Source organism: Thalassotalea crassostreae (assembly GCF_001831495.1).
GTDB classification, from domain to species: Bacteria; Pseudomonadota; Gammaproteobacteria; order Enterobacterales; family Alteromonadaceae; genus Thalassotalea_A; species Thalassotalea_A crassostreae.
Genome location: NZ_CP017689.1, coordinates 199,280 through 215,703 on the forward strand (window position 1 = coordinate 199,280; position 16,424 = coordinate 215,703).

15 protein-coding genes are annotated in these 16,424 nt (G+C 38.9%); 10 read left to right on the forward strand and 5 right to left on the reverse strand.

The annotated features are described in order from the left end of the window. Window positions 1-46: 46 nt before the first annotated feature. The 3 genes from coxB to LT090_RS00950 all read right to left on the reverse strand — a co-directional run bounded on the left by coxB (window position 47) and on the right by LT090_RS00950 (window position 5,555). Window positions 47-1,522 (reverse strand): cytochrome c oxidase subunit II, encoded by a 1,476-nt coding sequence (coxB, locus tag LT090_RS00940; protein WP_068547272.1) that lies wholly within the window; start codon window positions 1,520-1,522, stop codon window positions 47-49. A 529-nt stretch (window positions 1,523-2,051) separates the two neighbouring features. Then, window positions 2,052-2,789 carry a DUF481 domain-containing protein gene (locus LT090_RS00945; protein ID WP_068547238.1) on the reverse strand — a complete coding sequence of 246 codons (738 nt, stop codon included), beginning with the start codon at window positions 2,787-2,789 and terminating at the stop codon, window positions 2,052-2,054. A gap of 96 nt (window positions 2,790-2,885) precedes the next feature. Further along, window positions 2,886-5,555, reverse strand: coding sequence for a penicillin-binding protein 1A (locus LT090_RS00950; protein ID WP_068547237.1), 2,670 nt, complete (start codon window positions 5,553-5,555; stop codon window positions 2,886-2,888). A gap of 128 nt (window positions 5,556-5,683) precedes the next feature. On the opposite strand from LT090_RS00950, the gene LT090_RS00955 reads away from it, so the two are divergent. The 8 genes from LT090_RS00955 to LT090_RS00990 all read left to right on the forward strand — a co-directional run bounded on the left by LT090_RS00955 (window position 5,684) and on the right by LT090_RS00990 (window position 13,151). Further along, on the forward strand, window positions 5,684-6,763 hold the full coding sequence (locus LT090_RS00955) for a pilus assembly protein PilM (RefSeq protein WP_068547236.1): 1,080 nt from the start codon (window positions 5,684-5,686) through the stop codon (window positions 6,761-6,763). Further along, a complete protein-coding gene (locus tag LT090_RS00960) occupies window positions 6,751-7,335 on the forward strand; it encodes a PilN domain-containing protein (protein ID WP_068547235.1) in 585 nt (194 codons plus the stop codon). The genes LT090_RS00955 and LT090_RS00960 overlap by 13 nt, the downstream gene beginning before the upstream one ends. Continuing rightward, window positions 7,335-7,931, forward strand: a complete 597-nt coding sequence (locus tag LT090_RS00965) for a type IV pilus inner membrane component PilO (protein WP_068547234.1) — start codon at window positions 7,335-7,337, stop codon at window positions 7,929-7,931. The genes LT090_RS00960 and LT090_RS00965 overlap by 1 nt, the downstream gene beginning before the upstream one ends. Continuing rightward, a complete protein-coding gene (locus LT090_RS00970; RefSeq protein ID WP_068547233.1) occupies window positions 7,931-8,464 on the forward strand; it encodes a pilus assembly protein PilP in 534 nt (177 codons plus the stop codon). The genes LT090_RS00965 and LT090_RS00970 overlap by 1 nt, the downstream gene beginning before the upstream one ends. Then, window positions 8,464-10,533 (forward strand): type IV pilus secretin PilQ, encoded by a 2,070-nt coding sequence (locus tag LT090_RS00975; protein WP_068547232.1) that lies wholly within the window; start codon window positions 8,464-8,466, stop codon window positions 10,531-10,533. Before LT090_RS00970 ends, LT090_RS00975 begins: the two co-directional genes overlap by 1 nt. A gap of 138 nt (window positions 10,534-10,671) precedes the next feature. After that, window positions 10,672-11,190, forward strand: a complete 519-nt coding sequence (gene aroK / locus LT090_RS00980; RefSeq protein ID WP_068547231.1) for a shikimate kinase AroK — start codon at window positions 10,672-10,674, stop codon at window positions 11,188-11,190. Window positions 11,191-11,193: 3 nt separating this feature from the next. Further along, window positions 11,194-12,261, forward strand: coding sequence for a 3-dehydroquinate synthase (gene aroB, locus LT090_RS00985; RefSeq protein ID WP_198360700.1), 1,068 nt, complete (start codon window positions 11,194-11,196; stop codon window positions 12,259-12,261). Window positions 12,262-12,326: 65 nt separating this feature from the next. Beyond that, window positions 12,327-13,151 carry a Dam family site-specific DNA-(adenine-N6)-methyltransferase gene (locus LT090_RS00990; RefSeq protein WP_068547229.1) on the forward strand — a complete coding sequence of 275 codons (825 nt, stop codon included), beginning with the start codon at window positions 12,327-12,329 and terminating at the stop codon, window positions 13,149-13,151. 31 nt (window positions 13,152-13,182) lie between these two features. Here LT090_RS00990 and LT090_RS00995 read toward each other — a convergent pair whose 3' ends face one another. After that, entirely contained in the window at window positions 13,183-13,362 is a 180-nt protein-coding gene (locus tag LT090_RS00995) for a DUF2970 domain-containing protein (RefSeq protein ID WP_068547228.1), read from the reverse strand. A 247-nt stretch (window positions 13,363-13,609) separates the two neighbouring features. After that, window positions 13,610-14,275, reverse strand: coding sequence for a TorF family putative porin (locus LT090_RS01000; protein WP_068547227.1), 666 nt, complete (start codon window positions 14,273-14,275; stop codon window positions 13,610-13,612). Window positions 14,276-14,641: 366 nt separating this feature from the next. Here LT090_RS01000 and rpe point away from each other — a divergent pair, with 366 nt between their 5' ends. Together rpe and trpS are read left to right on the forward strand one after the other, a co-directional pair. Continuing rightward, window positions 14,642-15,319 carry a ribulose-phosphate 3-epimerase gene (rpe, locus tag LT090_RS01005; protein ID WP_068547226.1) on the forward strand — a complete coding sequence of 226 codons (678 nt, stop codon included), beginning with the start codon at window positions 14,642-14,644 and terminating at the stop codon, window positions 15,317-15,319. 58 nt (window positions 15,320-15,377) lie between these two features. Further along, the gene (trpS, locus tag LT090_RS01010) at window positions 15,378-16,382 is read left to right on the forward strand and encodes a tryptophan--tRNA ligase (protein WP_068547225.1); all 1,005 of its coding nucleotides are present in this window, start codon (window positions 15,378-15,380) and stop codon (window positions 16,380-16,382) included. The last annotated feature ends 42 nt before the right edge of the window (window positions 16,383-16,424 follow it).

Here is a 16,424-nt window from a genome sequence, read left to right on the forward strand (position 1 = left end):
CATGATGATCTAGCGAATCTGTTGCAGTAGTCATAATCAATCCCCCTTATTTTGCTACGTCTTTAGCTTGAACCATATCGCCAGTGGCGTTACCCCAAGCATTGCGTTCATAAGTAATTACAGCGGCCATCTCCTGTGGAGTTAGCTGAGCAGCAAAGCCCATCATTGCTGTACCAGGTTTACCGTCGACAACCATGCTAATGTGAGCATTAACATCGCCTAGGGCCATTGCACTGCCTTTTAGAGCAGGGAAAGCTGGTGGCATTCCTGCACCGGATGCTTGGTGACAAGCTGCACATTTTGCCATGTAAACTTCTTCACCTTTGGTCATTAACTCATCCATCGATAAGTCAGACATATCTACTGCTGCAGTTTCTTCAGTATTAACCTCGGCAGCTGGTTGCTCCGCTTCTGGCGCATCAGCAACTGGCGGTGCAGTATTTGCTCCACCTGCAGTAGCGTTCACATCAGCAGCTTGTACTGCATCACCTGAGTTATTGTCCCAAGCATTGCGCTCGTAGGTAACAACAGCGGCGATTTCTTTTAAGCTAAGTTGTTTACCGTAACCTTGCATACCCGTGCCAGGACGACCATGGAAGACAACGTTAATATGCTCTTCAAGTTTGTCTGACTCTATAGCAATTGCGCTACCTTTTAACGCTGGGAATGCTGGTGGTAAACCTTGACCGTTTGCTTGGTGACATGCTGCACAATGTGCAGTGTAAGTAGATTCACCTAGCGCCATTAACTCATCCATCGATAGGTTAGCATTAAGTGATGCCGCTTCCGCTTCTGCGGCTTTAGTCTTGGCGATTTTCTGTTCATTGACCCAACGCTCATAATCAACTTCGCTACGAACATCGACAACAATTGGCATATAACCGTGGTCTTTACCACAAAGTTCAGCACACTGGCCGCGATAAATGCCTGGCTCGTTAACTTTAGTCCAAGCCTCATTGATAAAACCAGGGTTTGCATCTTGTTTAACCGCAAAAGCTGGAACCCACCAAGAATGGATTACATCGTCTGAAGTTATTAAGAAACGCACTTTGCGATTAACAGGAATGACAACTGGATTATCAACTTCTAATAAATAGTTTTCAGTTTTAACATCGCCTTCCCCGTCGCGATTATCAAACTGTGATTTCGGTGTTGTTAATACACTGTAGAATTCGATACCTTGATCGAAGTACTTGTAATGCCATTTCCACTGCGAGCCAGTAACTTGAATAGTAATTTCTGAATTACTATTGTCTTCCATCGCGATTAATGTAGTGGTTGCAGGCCATGCCATACCGATAAGTATAACGATTGGAATTGCAGTCCAAAGTATTTCAACTTTAGTGCTTTCATGAAAATCGGCGGCTTTCGCGCCTTTTGATTTACGGTGGAAAATCATTGACCAGAACATGGCACCAAAAACAACAATACCAATTGCTGTACAGATCCACATTACTAACATATGCAAGTCATAAACTTCTTGGCTGACGTCAGTCACACCTTTAGTCAAGTTTAATGGCATATCAGTTGCCCAAGCTGAACTGGAAATTAAGCTTCCCAATAACAGCCAACTCAGGTTACGTCTTTTCACTCGACATCTCCTTTTGCTTTTTTAGCGTAAGAAAATACAGAAAGAAGGACAAGATACATCTTTATTCGATGTCTCTAATTTCCGTAGTTTGTTTTTATTATTTTTCCGACAAAGAATTCTCTTTGCCGTCATACGTACATCAAATCTACATCGAGGTTATTCGAAGGAAGTGGCAGATTTAGCGCATTTATATTTATTTTTAGGTTACTTCCTGTTCTAGAATTACTTAATTTTTAATCAAGGTCTAGTGCTTTGTTGCAAAATAGTTAAATTAATCACTACTTTTTTGTAGAGCAAATGCTCTTATTTTTGAGGTGGTTAGGAATTTTAGAGCGCTTGAGTGAGGTTTTTAAAAAGCAGATTTACGGTTAAATGTTTAGCGAATAAAAAATTGAATATAAAGTGAATAAAAAAGGAGACTGATGTCTCCTTTTATTGCTCATTAGGGAGGATAAATTAATTAGAACGAGTAATTTATGCTCGCCAATGTAGTTTTATCACTGTGTTCAATACCAACAGGAACTTCTTCGGTGTATTTCACTAAATAAGCTAGCTTGAATGATACCGCGCCAATTACTTGGACTTTTATTGCCGATTCAGACACTGAGATGGTGTTATCAGCACCCATTTCCGTACTAAGCAATTGCACAAATTCAGCGGTTTCTGAAAATTTCCACTTTAATAACGTTGATAAACGAAAAATTGATTCTTCTTCGTCTTCAGCAATTAGGGGATCTTCCACATTCGCCACACGATAACCGAGACCTGCTTCAACATCCCAATCTAACGTTTCTTCTTTGTATAGATTCCAACCTAAACCTGCGGTTGCAGTATATTGGTCATCAAACCCACTAAATTTATCGATGCTGTAAGACAAGCGACCGAATACATATTTATTGTCTGAATAGTTATATTCTAAGCGAGTGTAGGCATCATATTTTTCAGCGGTCTTAACGTCTTCAGCTTCAGAGTATATGGTTTCAAAATGGGCAACGAATTTCCAAGGCGCATTTTCGCGAACTACATGTATTTGTCCACTTGTCGTTGTCTCATTGGTATTGCCTGATAGGTTAACATAGCCTAAATCAACGTCACCCGACCAAAGTTTTGGTTCTTCTTCGGCTGGTGCTTCTTCGGCAAATGCTAGTGCTGGTGACATCGCGATAGCGACGGCTATCAGCTTCAAATTATTATTCATACGTTTCCCCTGAAATGAAAATCACACACAATACTTTAATGTATTTTTTGTGTTGTATAATATCAATCTATTGTCTAAGTTTAATATCTAAGTTGTCTAAAATAGCTCTTCTTCGGTTTCTTCTACTTTGTTGTCTAAAATATCATCTACGTTATCTTCAGTCACCCATTGTGTAGGCTCTGTTCCCTTTTTAAAGAACTCAAAGCGTGTTGTTTTATCTGATCTATTTGTACGTTTACCGGTCTTTTTATCGATCCTTATTGAAATAACGCCTTCTGGTTGTTCAAATGGTTCGGCAGGAAATTCAGTCAATGCGGTTTCCATAAATTTAATCCATGAAGGCTGAGCTGCATTGGCTCCAGCTTCACCGCCTGCCGTTTGATTTCGACCTAAATTACGGTTTACATCACTGCGCCCTAAATTTCGATTTGGGTTATCAAAGCCAATCCAAACAGAAGTCGCTAAGCGTCGACTAAAACCGCTAAACCAGGCGTCCTTCGATTCGTTTGTGGTACCTGTTTTACCAGCAAGATCTCTTCTATTTAATGTTTTTGCACGCCATCCTGTACCGCTCCAACCAGTCCCTTTAGACCAGTCACCGCCGCCGCCCCAAATAACTGAATTCATCATGTCTGTGACTAAAAAAGCGTTTTCCCGACTAATAATTCTTGGCGCTATTTTAGCTGTAATCAATTCAACATCTGCATCATCAAGAGTATCAAAACTTTGCGCATAATCGAGTTGCGCTTGTTCGCATTCATAACAAGCTTGCAATGGTTCGGCTTGATAGAGTACTTCACCTTCGCTATCTTCAATTCGCTCGATTACATAAGGAGTCACTAAATAACCACCATTAGCAAATGCTGAATAACCAGTAGCTACCTGCATCGGTGTCATTGATGCCGAACCTAATGCTAAAGACTCATTTTTAGGTAGAGCTTCGGAATCAAAACCGAAGCGTTCTAAGTAAGAGATAAGGTGCTTTAACCCCATACCGCGAAGTAATCGAACAGACATTACGTTCTTAGATTTTGCTAAACCTGTTCTAACTCTTAACGGTCCTTCATAAATTGCCGGAGAGTTTTTTGGACGCCACGCGAAACCTGAACTTTTATCCCATTGGTTAATCGGTGCATCGTTAATAATTGACGCTAAAGTATACCCACTATCTAGTGCTGCTGAATAAACAAATGGTTTAATATTTGAGCCTACTTGTCGATTCGCTTGAGTGATTCGATTGAATTGGCTTTGGCTAAAACTATAGCCGCCAACACTTGCTAAGATTGCACCATTGTCAGGAGATATAGCGACCAATCCCGCTGATACATCAGGTAACTGACTTAATCGATATTGTTTCGGCGGGCCAGCGGTTAAAGAGTCTTCAACAGATAGAGAGCCTTCAGCTGATTGAGAGTCGTCAGCAAGCTCTTCCACAGGTACATTCTTCACATAAATTAAATCGCCAACAGTTAGTATTTGTTTGGCTTTTTTAGGTGCCGACCCCTGGCTACTATCATCTATGTATGATCTTGCCCAATGCATTTGCTTCCAATTAATAACACCCTGCTGGCCATCGCCCAAGACTATGTCAGCAGACTGTTCGTTTACTTTCATTACTGCGGCTACAATTAAATCTTGGTAGGTTTTTGTCGAACTAATTTGCTCAACTATTTCAGTATTTTCCAATGGCTGTTGTTGAACATCCGCTAAGCTATCTTCGAATTTTTCATAGTCATTCTCTGATAATTGCTTTTGCTTTTGCGCTAGTAAATAATTTTTATCATCTTCCGTTAGCCATAAACGTTTAATTGGACCGCGATAACCATGGCGTTCATCATACGCATATATGTTGCCAATAACCGCTTGTTCAGCAGCTCTTTGCATCTTTCCTGATACGGTCGTATATACTTTGAGTCCTTTAGCATAAGCATCAGTTGTACCATACATATCAACGACTTTTTTATGGGCCATCTCAGCAATGTATGGCGCGCTTAATTCAATATCAACGCCATGACGTTTAGTAAATATTTCTTCGTTGTTTGCCGTGTTATATTCATCTTCAGTGATGTAACCACTTACTAACATGCGCTGTAGTACGGTGGTTCGACGAAATTTTGCTCGTTCAGGATTACTGATTGGGTTGTAATAGCTTGGTGCTTTAGGAAGGCCCGCGATAACGGCCATCTCACCCAAAGTTAAATCTTTTAACTCTTTACCATAATAAACCTGCGCAGCCGCGCCAACACCAAAGGCTCGATGAGATAACTCAATCTTATTTAAGTATAATTCGAGTATTTCGTCTTTGGTTAATAGGCTTTCCATGTGCAGTGAAATAAATATTTCACGCAGCTTACGGATATAAGTTTTTTCTCTGGTTAAGAAAAAATTTCGCGCTGTTTGCATGGTAATTGTACTTGCACCACCAGCATCATTACCGGTAATTTGACCGATAATTGCTCGTGTCATACCAATAGGGTCAACACCAAAATGTTCATAGAATCGATTATCTTCAGTCGCTAAAAATGCGTTTAACAACTGTTGTGGCATATCTTCTAATTTCACTGGAATACGTCTTTTAGTACCAAATTGTGAAATTAATTCACTATCTTTACTATAAATCTGCATCGGAATTTGAAGTTGTACATCTTTTAGTACTTCAACACTAGGTAAATCACCTTTCATATTCAGATAAAACCCGCCAATAACGATAGTGACAGCTAAACCACCGAGTAATGATAATTGAAAAAGTCGTTTGAATATTTTCACAAAATTGGACCAAAAATCGAAAAAGTTAATTAATTATTAACAGTATATCTATTTAATTAGTGTAATAAATGTATTTTTTTAGCTATATTGTGTATAAATAAGAAAAATAAGAATAATCACAGGAAGTTATGCTTAGTAAGTTATGGAATAAAAATGCGTCCATGATGGTAGGAATCGATATCGGTTCCCACTCAGTGAAAGCCGTTCTTATTAGTAAGAGCAACGGCGGTTACCAACTTGACGCATATGCAGTAGAACCCATGCCAAAAGGTGCAGTAGTCGATCGCAAGGTACATGATATCGAAGCGGTGGGAGCTGTTGTTCGCAAAATTCGCAAAAAGATTCTCTCTTCAGTTCAAAATGCAAGCGTTGCCGTTTCTGGGTCAACAGTGATTACCAAAACTATTTATATGGATGTTTCATTAAATGATGATGAACTTGCCAGCCAAATAGAAATTGAAGCAGATAGTTTAATTCCATACCCTCTTGATGAAGTAAGCATTGACTTTGAAAAGCTTGATGTAAATGAATCAGATCCATCAAAAGTAAATGTTTTATTGAGTGCCGTTCGTACAGAGACCATCGAAGCTCGTGTAGCAGCACTTGATGCTGGCGGATTCCATACTAAAGTTGTTGATGTTGAGTCATATGCTTTATCAAGAGCTTCTAGCCTATGTATACCAATGCTGCCAGACGATGCTGCAGATAAAACCGTCGCTTATATCGATATTGGCGCAACGATGACTTTGTTTACCGTGACCGAAGACGGCAATAATATTTATACTCGAGATCAGTTATTTGGTAGCGAGCAATACACCCGCTCAATTGTTAGTTATTACAACAAAACTTTTGAAGAAGCGGAGCAACAAAAACTTTCTGGAGATTTACCTCCTACATACACTTTTGAAGTATTAGCGCCTTTCCAAACGACCTTAATTCAGCAAATCCGTCGCGCAATACAAATGTATTTAACGTTTAGTGGCAAAGATAAACTTGATTACTTAGTTATATCAGGCGGTACCGCTGGACTTGAAAACATACAAGAGTTACTTACCGCTGAGTTGGGTATTCACACTGTTATTGCCAATCCATTTAACGACATGGTTATCAGTGAGCAAATCAACGAACAAGCATTAGCACTTGTTGCACCGCAATTGATGGTGGCGTCGGGACTTGCGATGAGGAGTTTTTCACCATGCCACATATAAATCTATTGCCGTGGCGTGAAGAAGCGCAACGGCTGAAACAACAACAATTCTTCTCGATTTTAATGTTATTGGGCTTACTAAGCTTTTTATCTGTCTTTTTGGTTAGCCAGGTTTATCAAGCGAAAATCGATGGCCAAATTGCTCGAAACCAATATTTGAGCAACGAAATTAAAATTCTTGATGCTCGTATCGAAGAAATTAAAGCGCTAGAAGAAAAGAAAAAAGATTTGATTCAACGTATGACGTTAATCGAACAGTTACAAAAAAGTCGTAATGTAGGTACTCAAGTACTCGACGAAATAGCCAAGATAGTTCCTTCAGGTGTTTATCTAGTGAAACTGGAAAAACAAGGTAATGAAATTATCTTAGAAGGTAAAAGTGAGTCGAATAACCATTTAGCCAATATGATCCGTGAAATTCAAAGTTCGAATTTACTTGCTGATGCTGAGCTTGAGTCGATTACCAATACCGGAAAATCATCTAAGTTACTAAGTCATTTTAAAATGAACTTACGTATCCAAGGTTTATTGGATGATGAAGAATTTAATAATGTTAGTAGCGGGGGGCGATAATGGATTTAGATCTTTCCCAATTTGATAATTTAGACTTAAACAACATAGGTCAATGGCCGAAAGCGGCAAAAATTGTACTGTCTGTAGTACTCGTTGCTTTTGTAGGCTATTTTGCGTTTTATGTTTTAGTGAGCGATAAAATTACTCAATTAGACAAAGAAGTCGGCGAAGAAGTCGCTTTAAAAACAGAATATCAGGCAAAATATTATAAGGCGGCAAACTTAGAATTATTCCGTGAACAAATGGAAGAAGCCGAAGAACTTTTTGCAAAACAAGTTAAACGTCTACCTGAAAGTCATGAAACTCCAGGACTATTAGATGACATTACCTTTGTCGGTACAACGTCGAGATTAAGTTTTGTTAAGTTAAACTGGCAGCCAGAAATTGAACAAGAATTTTACACTGAGTTACCGATAGAAGTTGAAGTAACCGGCTCTTATCATGATTTTGGTGAATTTGTATCGAAGATATCGGGTCTACCGCGAATTGTAACATTACAAGATTTTAATATTCAGGGTAACGTTGAAGGAATGGAAGGCTCTTTAAGTCTGACATTACAAGCTAAAACCTATAAATATAGGGAGGCAGGCAAATAATGCGTAAGTTAGTATTGTTATCCGTTCTGCTATTGTCAGCTTGTTTTGATGATATGACCGACCTACAGGACCATATTGAACAGGTTAAGAGCAACACGCCAAATCGTGTAGAACCAATGCCGTCAATAACAGAGTTTAATCACTTTGATTATTCTGCATTTGCATTGCGTAGCCCATTTGTGGCACCAAAACCTGAAGCGATCCAAGAAAAAATGCAACAGATGTCTGATTGTTTACACCCTGATCCAAGACGTCGTAAGCAACCACTGGAAAAATTTGCACTTGAAAGTTTAGGCATGAGCGGAACTTTAGGTGAGAAAGGAATTATTTGGGCGTTGATAGAAGCGTCAGATAGTACGTTACATCGGGTATCTATAGGAAGCTACCTAGGTTTATATAACGGCCGCATTACAAGTGTCGGCCAAGAAGAAATCATTATCGTTGAATTAATACCTGATGGCGCAGGCTGTTGGGTAGAACGAGAAACTACCATTTCTATGATAGATTCTGAACAAGAGGGGCAAGGGAATTAATGTTTAGTCGTACTTTAAAACATACATCAAAGAGCAATACCGGGCAGGGTGTTCTTGGCGTATTATTATCAACATTGTTGTTGTTGACATCATTTACTAGTGCCGCTCAGGGCACTCTAAATGATATCTACTACAATACCTTGCTCGCTGATGAAGTTGAATTTACATTTGGCTTTGAAGAAGCACTGACTGTCGAACCTCAAATCAAGACCTTTACAGATCCTGCCCGTATTGAGATTGAATTTGATGCTGAAAACTTTGCAGCACCACTTGCCGATACCCAAGTTAATCATGCGGGTATTAAGTACATTGATGTGCAGCAAGTTGCCGGTAAAGTCAAAGCAACTATATTCCTAGATGAATTAAAGCTTTATCAAGCAGAAATTATTGAGGGTAAGCTGGTTATTTTATTAAACAGTTTATCTTCGTTCGATAAAACTAGCCCGCAAGCTGACGTTAATTCTGATTTTATCAACAACATTCAAGCCATTGACTTTAGAAAAGGTGAAGCTGAGATAGGTCAAGTATTGGTGTTTTTAGATGACAGTAAATCTGCCGTTGATGTTGCTGAAAATTTAGGCAAGATTCAAATTGAATTTCATAATACTGATATTATGGATGACCTTCTATACAAGCTTGATGTAACTGATTTTGGCACCATTGTATCAAGTATCGAAACATTCAAAGAAGGTAACAATGCTCGCTTGGAAATTACAACAAGCAAACCGTTTGAGCTTGAGCATAACCAAGTAGACAATATTTTTTCTTTAACTGTTAAAGAAAAAGAAGAGAAAAAATCTTATCTTGAAGATGGTGAAGACTTTAGCGGTAAAGCAATCTCGCTAAACTTCCAAGACATTCCAATTCGTACAGTTTTACAGATTATTGCCGATTACAATGGCTTTAACTTAGTAACTAGTGACACGGTAAATGGCAACATTACTTTGCGTTTAGATGGCGTTCCTTGGGATCAAGCTTTAGATATCATTTTGAAAGTTAAAGGGCTAGGCAAACGTATGGATGGCAATATCTTAATGATTGCGCCAAACGATGAGCTAGTTGCCCGTGAAGCGAAAGAACTACAAGCACAGCAGCAAGTTGCTGAACTTGCTCCTTTATATGCTGAATACATTCAGATTAACTACGCCAAAGCATCGGATTTTTCTAACTTATTGAAAAACGAAGGTACTAGTTTACTGTCTGAGCGCGGCAGCGTAACGGTAGATGAACGTACTAATACGTTATTGATTCGTGATACGTCAAAGTCAATTGAAGATATTAAGCGCATGATTAATGTACTTGATATTCCAATTCGTCAGGTTGTTATTGAATCTCGTATGGTAACGGTAAAAGATAATATATCTGAAGAGTTAGGCGTACGTTGGGGGATGACTCATAACGGCGGTGACACTTCAACTTCCGGTAGCTTAGAAGGCGCTGATCTTGCTAATTCAGGCGTGATTCCGTCGATTGACGATCGCTTAAACGTTAACTTACCAGTGGCAAACCCAGCGGGTGCGATTGCATTCCAGGTTGCACGATTAGCGGATGGTACGATTCTAGATCTCGAGTTATCAGCAATGGAACAAGAGAATAAAGGCGAAATAATCGCTAGCCCAAGAATTACAACATCAAATCAAAAAGAAGCATACATTGAACAAGGTACAGAAATTCCATTTGTTCAAGCAGCTTCTAGTGGTGCAACAACGGTAACATTTAAGAAAGCGGTACTTGGTTTAAAAGTAACACCGCAAATTACGCCAGATAATCGTATCATTCTTGATCTAGTCATTACTCAAGATACTCGTGGTGATACTATTGCCACAGGTACTGGTTTAGCAACGGCTATCGATACCCAAGAAATTGGTACGCAAGTGTTGGTGAATAATGGTGAAACCATTGTTCTTGGTGGTATTTACCAGCAACAAGTAATTAATTCTGTGTCTAAAGTGCCAATCCTAGGCGACATTCCATATTTAGGTTGGTTATTTAGAACGACATCTGAATTTAACGAGAAAAAAGAGCTACTTATTTTCGTTACACCTAGAATCGTTACCGAAAAATTATAACAAAATATTATCAAATACGATTTTTTAAGGCGCATGCTTGCAATTTGCCCCAAACAATTGCGATAATTGCGCCCTTAAAATTTTCGAGGAGTGTCCTCAATTTCGTTAACTAATTTTTTCGAGTATTAAAGAAATCTCATGGCTGAAAAACGTAACATTTTCCTGATAGGTCCTATGGGTGCTGGTAAAAGCACTATTGGCCGAGAATTGGCTGACAAATTACATCTTGAGTTTTTTGACTCAGACCAAGAAATAGAGCGCCGTACCGGTGCAGATATTGCGTGGGTTTTTGATCTTGAAGGCGAAGACGGCTTCAGAAAACGCGAAGAAACTGTCATTGAAGACCTTACCGAAATGCAAGGTATTGTCTTAGCGACTGGTGGTGGCTCTGTGATCAGTGATCATATTCGTAACCGTTTATCTGCTCGTGGCATTGTTGTTTATCTTGAAACGACAATTGATAAGCAAGTAGCTCGTACCCAACGCGACCGTCGCCGTCCATTATTACAGACCAAAGAAGAGCCTCGTACTGTATTAGAAAATTTAGCGGTTGAACGCAACCCTCTTTATGAAGAGATTGCTGACGTTACTGTTCAAACTGACGATCAATCAGCAAAAGTTGTTGCTAATAAGATCGTAGAAAAATTGGATTTCTAAATTCTGATGGCTGAATTAATTGTTCAATTAGCCAATCGCAGCTATCCCATCTATATCGAAGCAGGGTTGTTATTAAACAGCAACCCGCTAATTCGTCATATTAAAAACAAAAAAGTCTGTATCGTCAGTAACGATGTTGTCGCACCTTTGTATATCGATAAAATAAAGCACTCATTAGCGGGTTTCGATGTTGATGTGATTATTATTAAAGATGGTGAAGCTCAAAAGAATTTAGCTAACTTTGAATTAATTATGAGTCATTTGTTAGCAAACAAACACGGCCGAGACACTACGTTAATCGCTCTAGGTGGCGGTGTTATCGGTGATATTACAGGTTTTGCTGCAGCGTGTTACCAACGTGGCGTCGATTTTATTCAAATACCGACAACGGTATTGTCGCAAGTCGACTCATCTGTCGGTGGCAAAACTGCCGTTAATCATCCTTTAGGTAAAAATATGATAGGTGCATTCTATCAACCTAAAGCTGTGATCATCGATATTGATAGTCTTAATACACTGCCGGTTAGAGAGTTTAATGCCGGTGTCTCTGAAGTGATAAAGTATGGCATTTTAGGTGACATAGAGTTTTTTGATTGGTTAGAGCAAAATAAAGAAGCAATTAAAGAACAAAATCCAAGCATACTGCAACAAATGATCCAACGTTGTTGTCAGGCAAAAGCAGACATTGTTAGTGAAGACGAAAGAGAGTCTGGGGTTCGAGCATTATTGAATCTAGGTCACACTTTCGGTCACGCAATCGAAGCTCAGATGGGATACGGAGTTTGGCTTCATGGTGAAGCCGTTGCTACCGGCATGGTTCAAGCCAGTCGTTTAGCTGCTAATTTGGGTTATTTGACAGCAAACGATGTGGATAGAATTATCAGCTTGATTTCATATTTTGATTTGCCCGTTGAAGCGCCAAAAGAGATGACTTTCGAACACTTTATTGAACATATGAGCCGCGATAAAAAGAACATTGATGGTAATATTCGTTTGATAATTCCTACTGCTATTGGCAAAACTCAAATTTTTGATAACATTAGCTTCGAACAATTAAAGCTAGTGATTTAGCGTCTAGTTAACTAGACTCATTCACTTCAACTCTCCTGTTATCAAGCAGTAATAAGAATAACAACATGAACAACAAGCAAAGAGCCTTTTTAAAATGGGCTGGTGGTAAATATTCACTAAGCGATACCATTGCAAAGATGTTGCCTAAAGGTGCTCGTCTTATCGAGCCATTTGCTGGTGCTGGTTCTATCTTTCTTAATACTCATTACAACCAATATTTAATCAATGATATTAACGCCGATTTAATAAACTTATACCGTACATTGCAACAGCAACCAGAGAAGTTTATTAATGATGCCGCCAAAATTTTCACTGAACAATTCAATGTCGCCGAAGAATATTATCAAATAAGGGCGCAATTCAACGCCACAACTGATCCTTACCAACGGTCGTTATTGTTTTTGTATATGAATAGGCATGGCTATAACGGTCTGTGTCGTTATAACTCAAAAGGGGGGTATAATGTCCCTTTCGGTAAATATAAGCGCCCGTATTTCCCTGAGAAGGAGCTATACGCTTTTGCCGAGAAAGCAAAGACCGCTGAGTTTGTTTGTGAGAGTTATCGTGATACTTTTGCACGAGCAAAAGACGGTGACATAATTTACTGCGATCCACCTTATGTTCCACTAAGTAAAACCGCAAGTTTCACCAGTTATGCTGGCAATGGCTTTGGTTTAGACGAACAGGCAGATTTAGCTAATGCCGCCGAAGAAGTAACAAGAGATAAAGATGTTACGGTATTAATATCTAATCACGATACTATTTGGACGCGTAAAATATATGAACATGCTGACAAATTAAAAAGCGTTAAAGTGGCCAGAACAATCAGTCAAAAAGGCGGAACTCGAAACAAAGTTAGCGAGCTGTTGGCGTTATATAAGCCAAGCTAAATAATAAGTACGTAATGCAAAGCGCCGTTGTTTAAGGTAAAACCATATTTACGATAGCAATTAACGCTAATACAAACAGCACTACCGCAATTGCGCCAACGATAACGAAATGGCTAAATTTTCCCTGACTAAAATCTCGTTCTCTATTTTTATCACTCTGAACCCCGAAAAAAGCGGCGGCAACGCTAGCAATTGTATTTTTTAAATTCACTTATTTTTCCTGTCGCTCAACGCATCAATTATTGAATTATAGAATTATAGATTACACCAATGACTAGCAAAACCAAAAATTAGTGCTGACTTAAAAGCTGCATTGAAAGTTGAAATGATAATTTTGTATTCAAAATGTTATTTTCGAGAGATAAAAATGCTGTGCTCACATTGATGAGAAACGTCCTGTTAGGCAAAAAAAAACGTGAATACGATGTATTCACGTTTTCTAAAATCAATCAATTCGATTATAAATCGATATCAACAGCGTAAGCCACGTAAACTTTAACGTCATCATCTTCTAAATCTGTTGCAGAAACGCCGAAGGTAAATCCGTCTTTATTTAAGCTTGCTCCGTAGTCTACTGATTCTTCAGCTAACCAATCACCAGTATAAGAACCCACATGCAATGCTATTTCAGCATCATTACCTAATGCAATGCTATAGTCTGCTGAAGCATAAATTGAATCACCTGCATCAGCGCCTTCGCCTTCAGCTAATACAGCAACTCCTAACGTTAAAGAACTAAACGAAACGCTACCATAAACTTCTGCAAAATCTGCGTCGCCAGACGTTTCATCTGGGTAAGCGAAGTAAATAAAACCAAGATCAAAGTCAATATTGTCGCTGATGCTACCGCTAAACCCACCGTAAAAATCAAGTTCATAAGTCATGCCTGGAGCCCAACTAGCGTCAGATGCCCAAGTACCTACATAAAATCCTGATTCGCTTTCAAAATCGATACCACCAGACACAGCTGCTTGACCACCTGTTTGCTCAAGTCCACGCCATAGGTAATTACTTGTAACTGCTGCATTTGCACTTAAACCGTCTACCGCTAATGCTGATGTTGATAAACCTGCAGTCATTGTTAATGTTGATGCTAGGATTGCTGCTGAGATTGCTTTTTTCATTTTATTTCCACCTAATGTTTTTATAATTGATTTAAAGTTTAAAAAGTAACTGAGCTTATTGTTGCAATTGAAATGCCAACTCAAATTTTATTGTGAAATGGCTCTATACCCCTTGTTTATAAAGGGATAAGAAAATAAAGAAAAATAAAAGTAAAAATTAGCTGAAGTAGATATTGCGCTTATTTAGTGCGCTGTGTTCAAAAACTGTGCAATGCTTTAAATCAGGGTATTCGGATGATTTATCCAAGAGATGTGAGGTGAGTGTTAGCTAATATTTACACAAAATCGCAGTAAATAACGCGAAATCTCTTCAAACTAGCGCTGTCATTAGGTAAAGTAGCGCTAATTCCAAAAAGGGAAAGTATTATGTCTTCATTTTTAATCGCTCCATCAATTCTATCGGCAGATTTTGCTCGCCTAGGTGACGATGTAGCCAATGTCTTAGCTGCTGGTGCTGATGTAGTGCACTTTGACGTAATGGATAACCACTTTGTACCTAATCTGACGTTTGGTCCTATGGTTTGTAAATCATTGCGAGATTATGGCATTACCGCACCGATTGACGTGCATCTAATGGTTAAGCCTGTCGATAGTTTAATTCCTGATTTTGCCAAAGCGGGTGCAGATATTATTACTTTCCACCCTGAAGCCAGTGATCATGTTGACCGTACTTTGCAACTAATTAAAGATCATGGCTGTAAAGCGGGCTTAGTATTAAACCCAGCAACACCGCTGCAGGTTTTAGATTTTGTTATGGATAAACTTGATGTCATTTTATTGATGTCGGTTAATCCAGGTTTCGGTGGCCAATCTTTTATTCCATCAACTTTAGATAAGCTGAAGCTAGTTAAAGAAAAAATCAAAGCAAGTGGTCGCGACATTCGCTTACAAATTGATGGCGGCGTAAAAGTTGATAATATTGCTGAAATAGCCGCTGCCGGTGCTGATATGTTTGTTGCCGGATCAGCTATTTTTTCAGAGAATGACTACAAAACAGTTATTGATAATATGCGTCACAATCTGGCGACTGTAAAACAAGACTAATTTAAAATAGAACAATACTAGTACACTATTAGAACAATATTTAAGGTTTAAAAATATTATGAGCAAACCAATCGTATTAAGTGGCTGTCAGCCATCAGGTGAATTAACTATCGGTAATTACCTTGGTGCCTTAAAGCAATGGGTAGGCATGCAAGATGATCACGACTGTTATTACATGCTAGTTGATCAACATGCTATCACTGTTCGCCCAAAAGCCGACGAGTTACGAAAAGCGACTCTAGATGGTTTAGCGTTATATTTAGCCTGTGGTGTAGATCCTAAGAAGAGCACTATTTTTATTCAGTCTCATGTACCTCAACACGCTCAGTTGAGTTGGGTATTAAATTGTTATACCCAAATGGGCGAATTAAATCGCATGACACAATACAAAGATAAGTCTGCAAAATCTGAAGCGAATATGAATTCTGGTTTGTTCACTTACCCAGTATTGATGGCAGCCGATATTCTACTTTACGGTGCTTCTCGTGTTCCGGTTGGCGATGATCAAAAACAGCACTTAGAATTAGCCCGTGATATAGCGACTCGTTTTAATAATCTTCATGGCGACACATTTACCGTGCCGGACCCTTTCATCCCTGAACACGGTGCGCGAGTTATGAGCCTGTTAGATCCTCATAAGAAAATGTCTAAGTCGGACGATAATCCAGGTAACTTTATTGGTTTGTTAGAAGACCCGAAAAAGATCACTAAAAAAATTAAACGTGCAGTGACCGATTCAGATGAGCAAGCAAACATTTATTACAACTTAGAAGAAAAGCCTGGTGTATCTAATTTGTTGTCGTTATTGTCATGTGCAACAGGTAAGACTGTTGAGCAGTTAGTTCCAGCATATGAAGATAAAATGTATGGTCATTTGAAAGGTGATGTAGCTGATGCGGTAGTTGCTTTATTAGAACCTATTCAGCAGAAGTATCATGAATACCGTCAAGACCAAGAATTTTTGGATCAGGTAATGCGTGAAGGTGCTGAAAAAGCATCTGCAAAAGCTGACAAGATTTTAAAGTCGGTTTATGACGCAATTGGTTTTATTGCTCGCCCATAAATAGATAAAAAAATACAAATAAAAAACGCAACTCTATGAGTT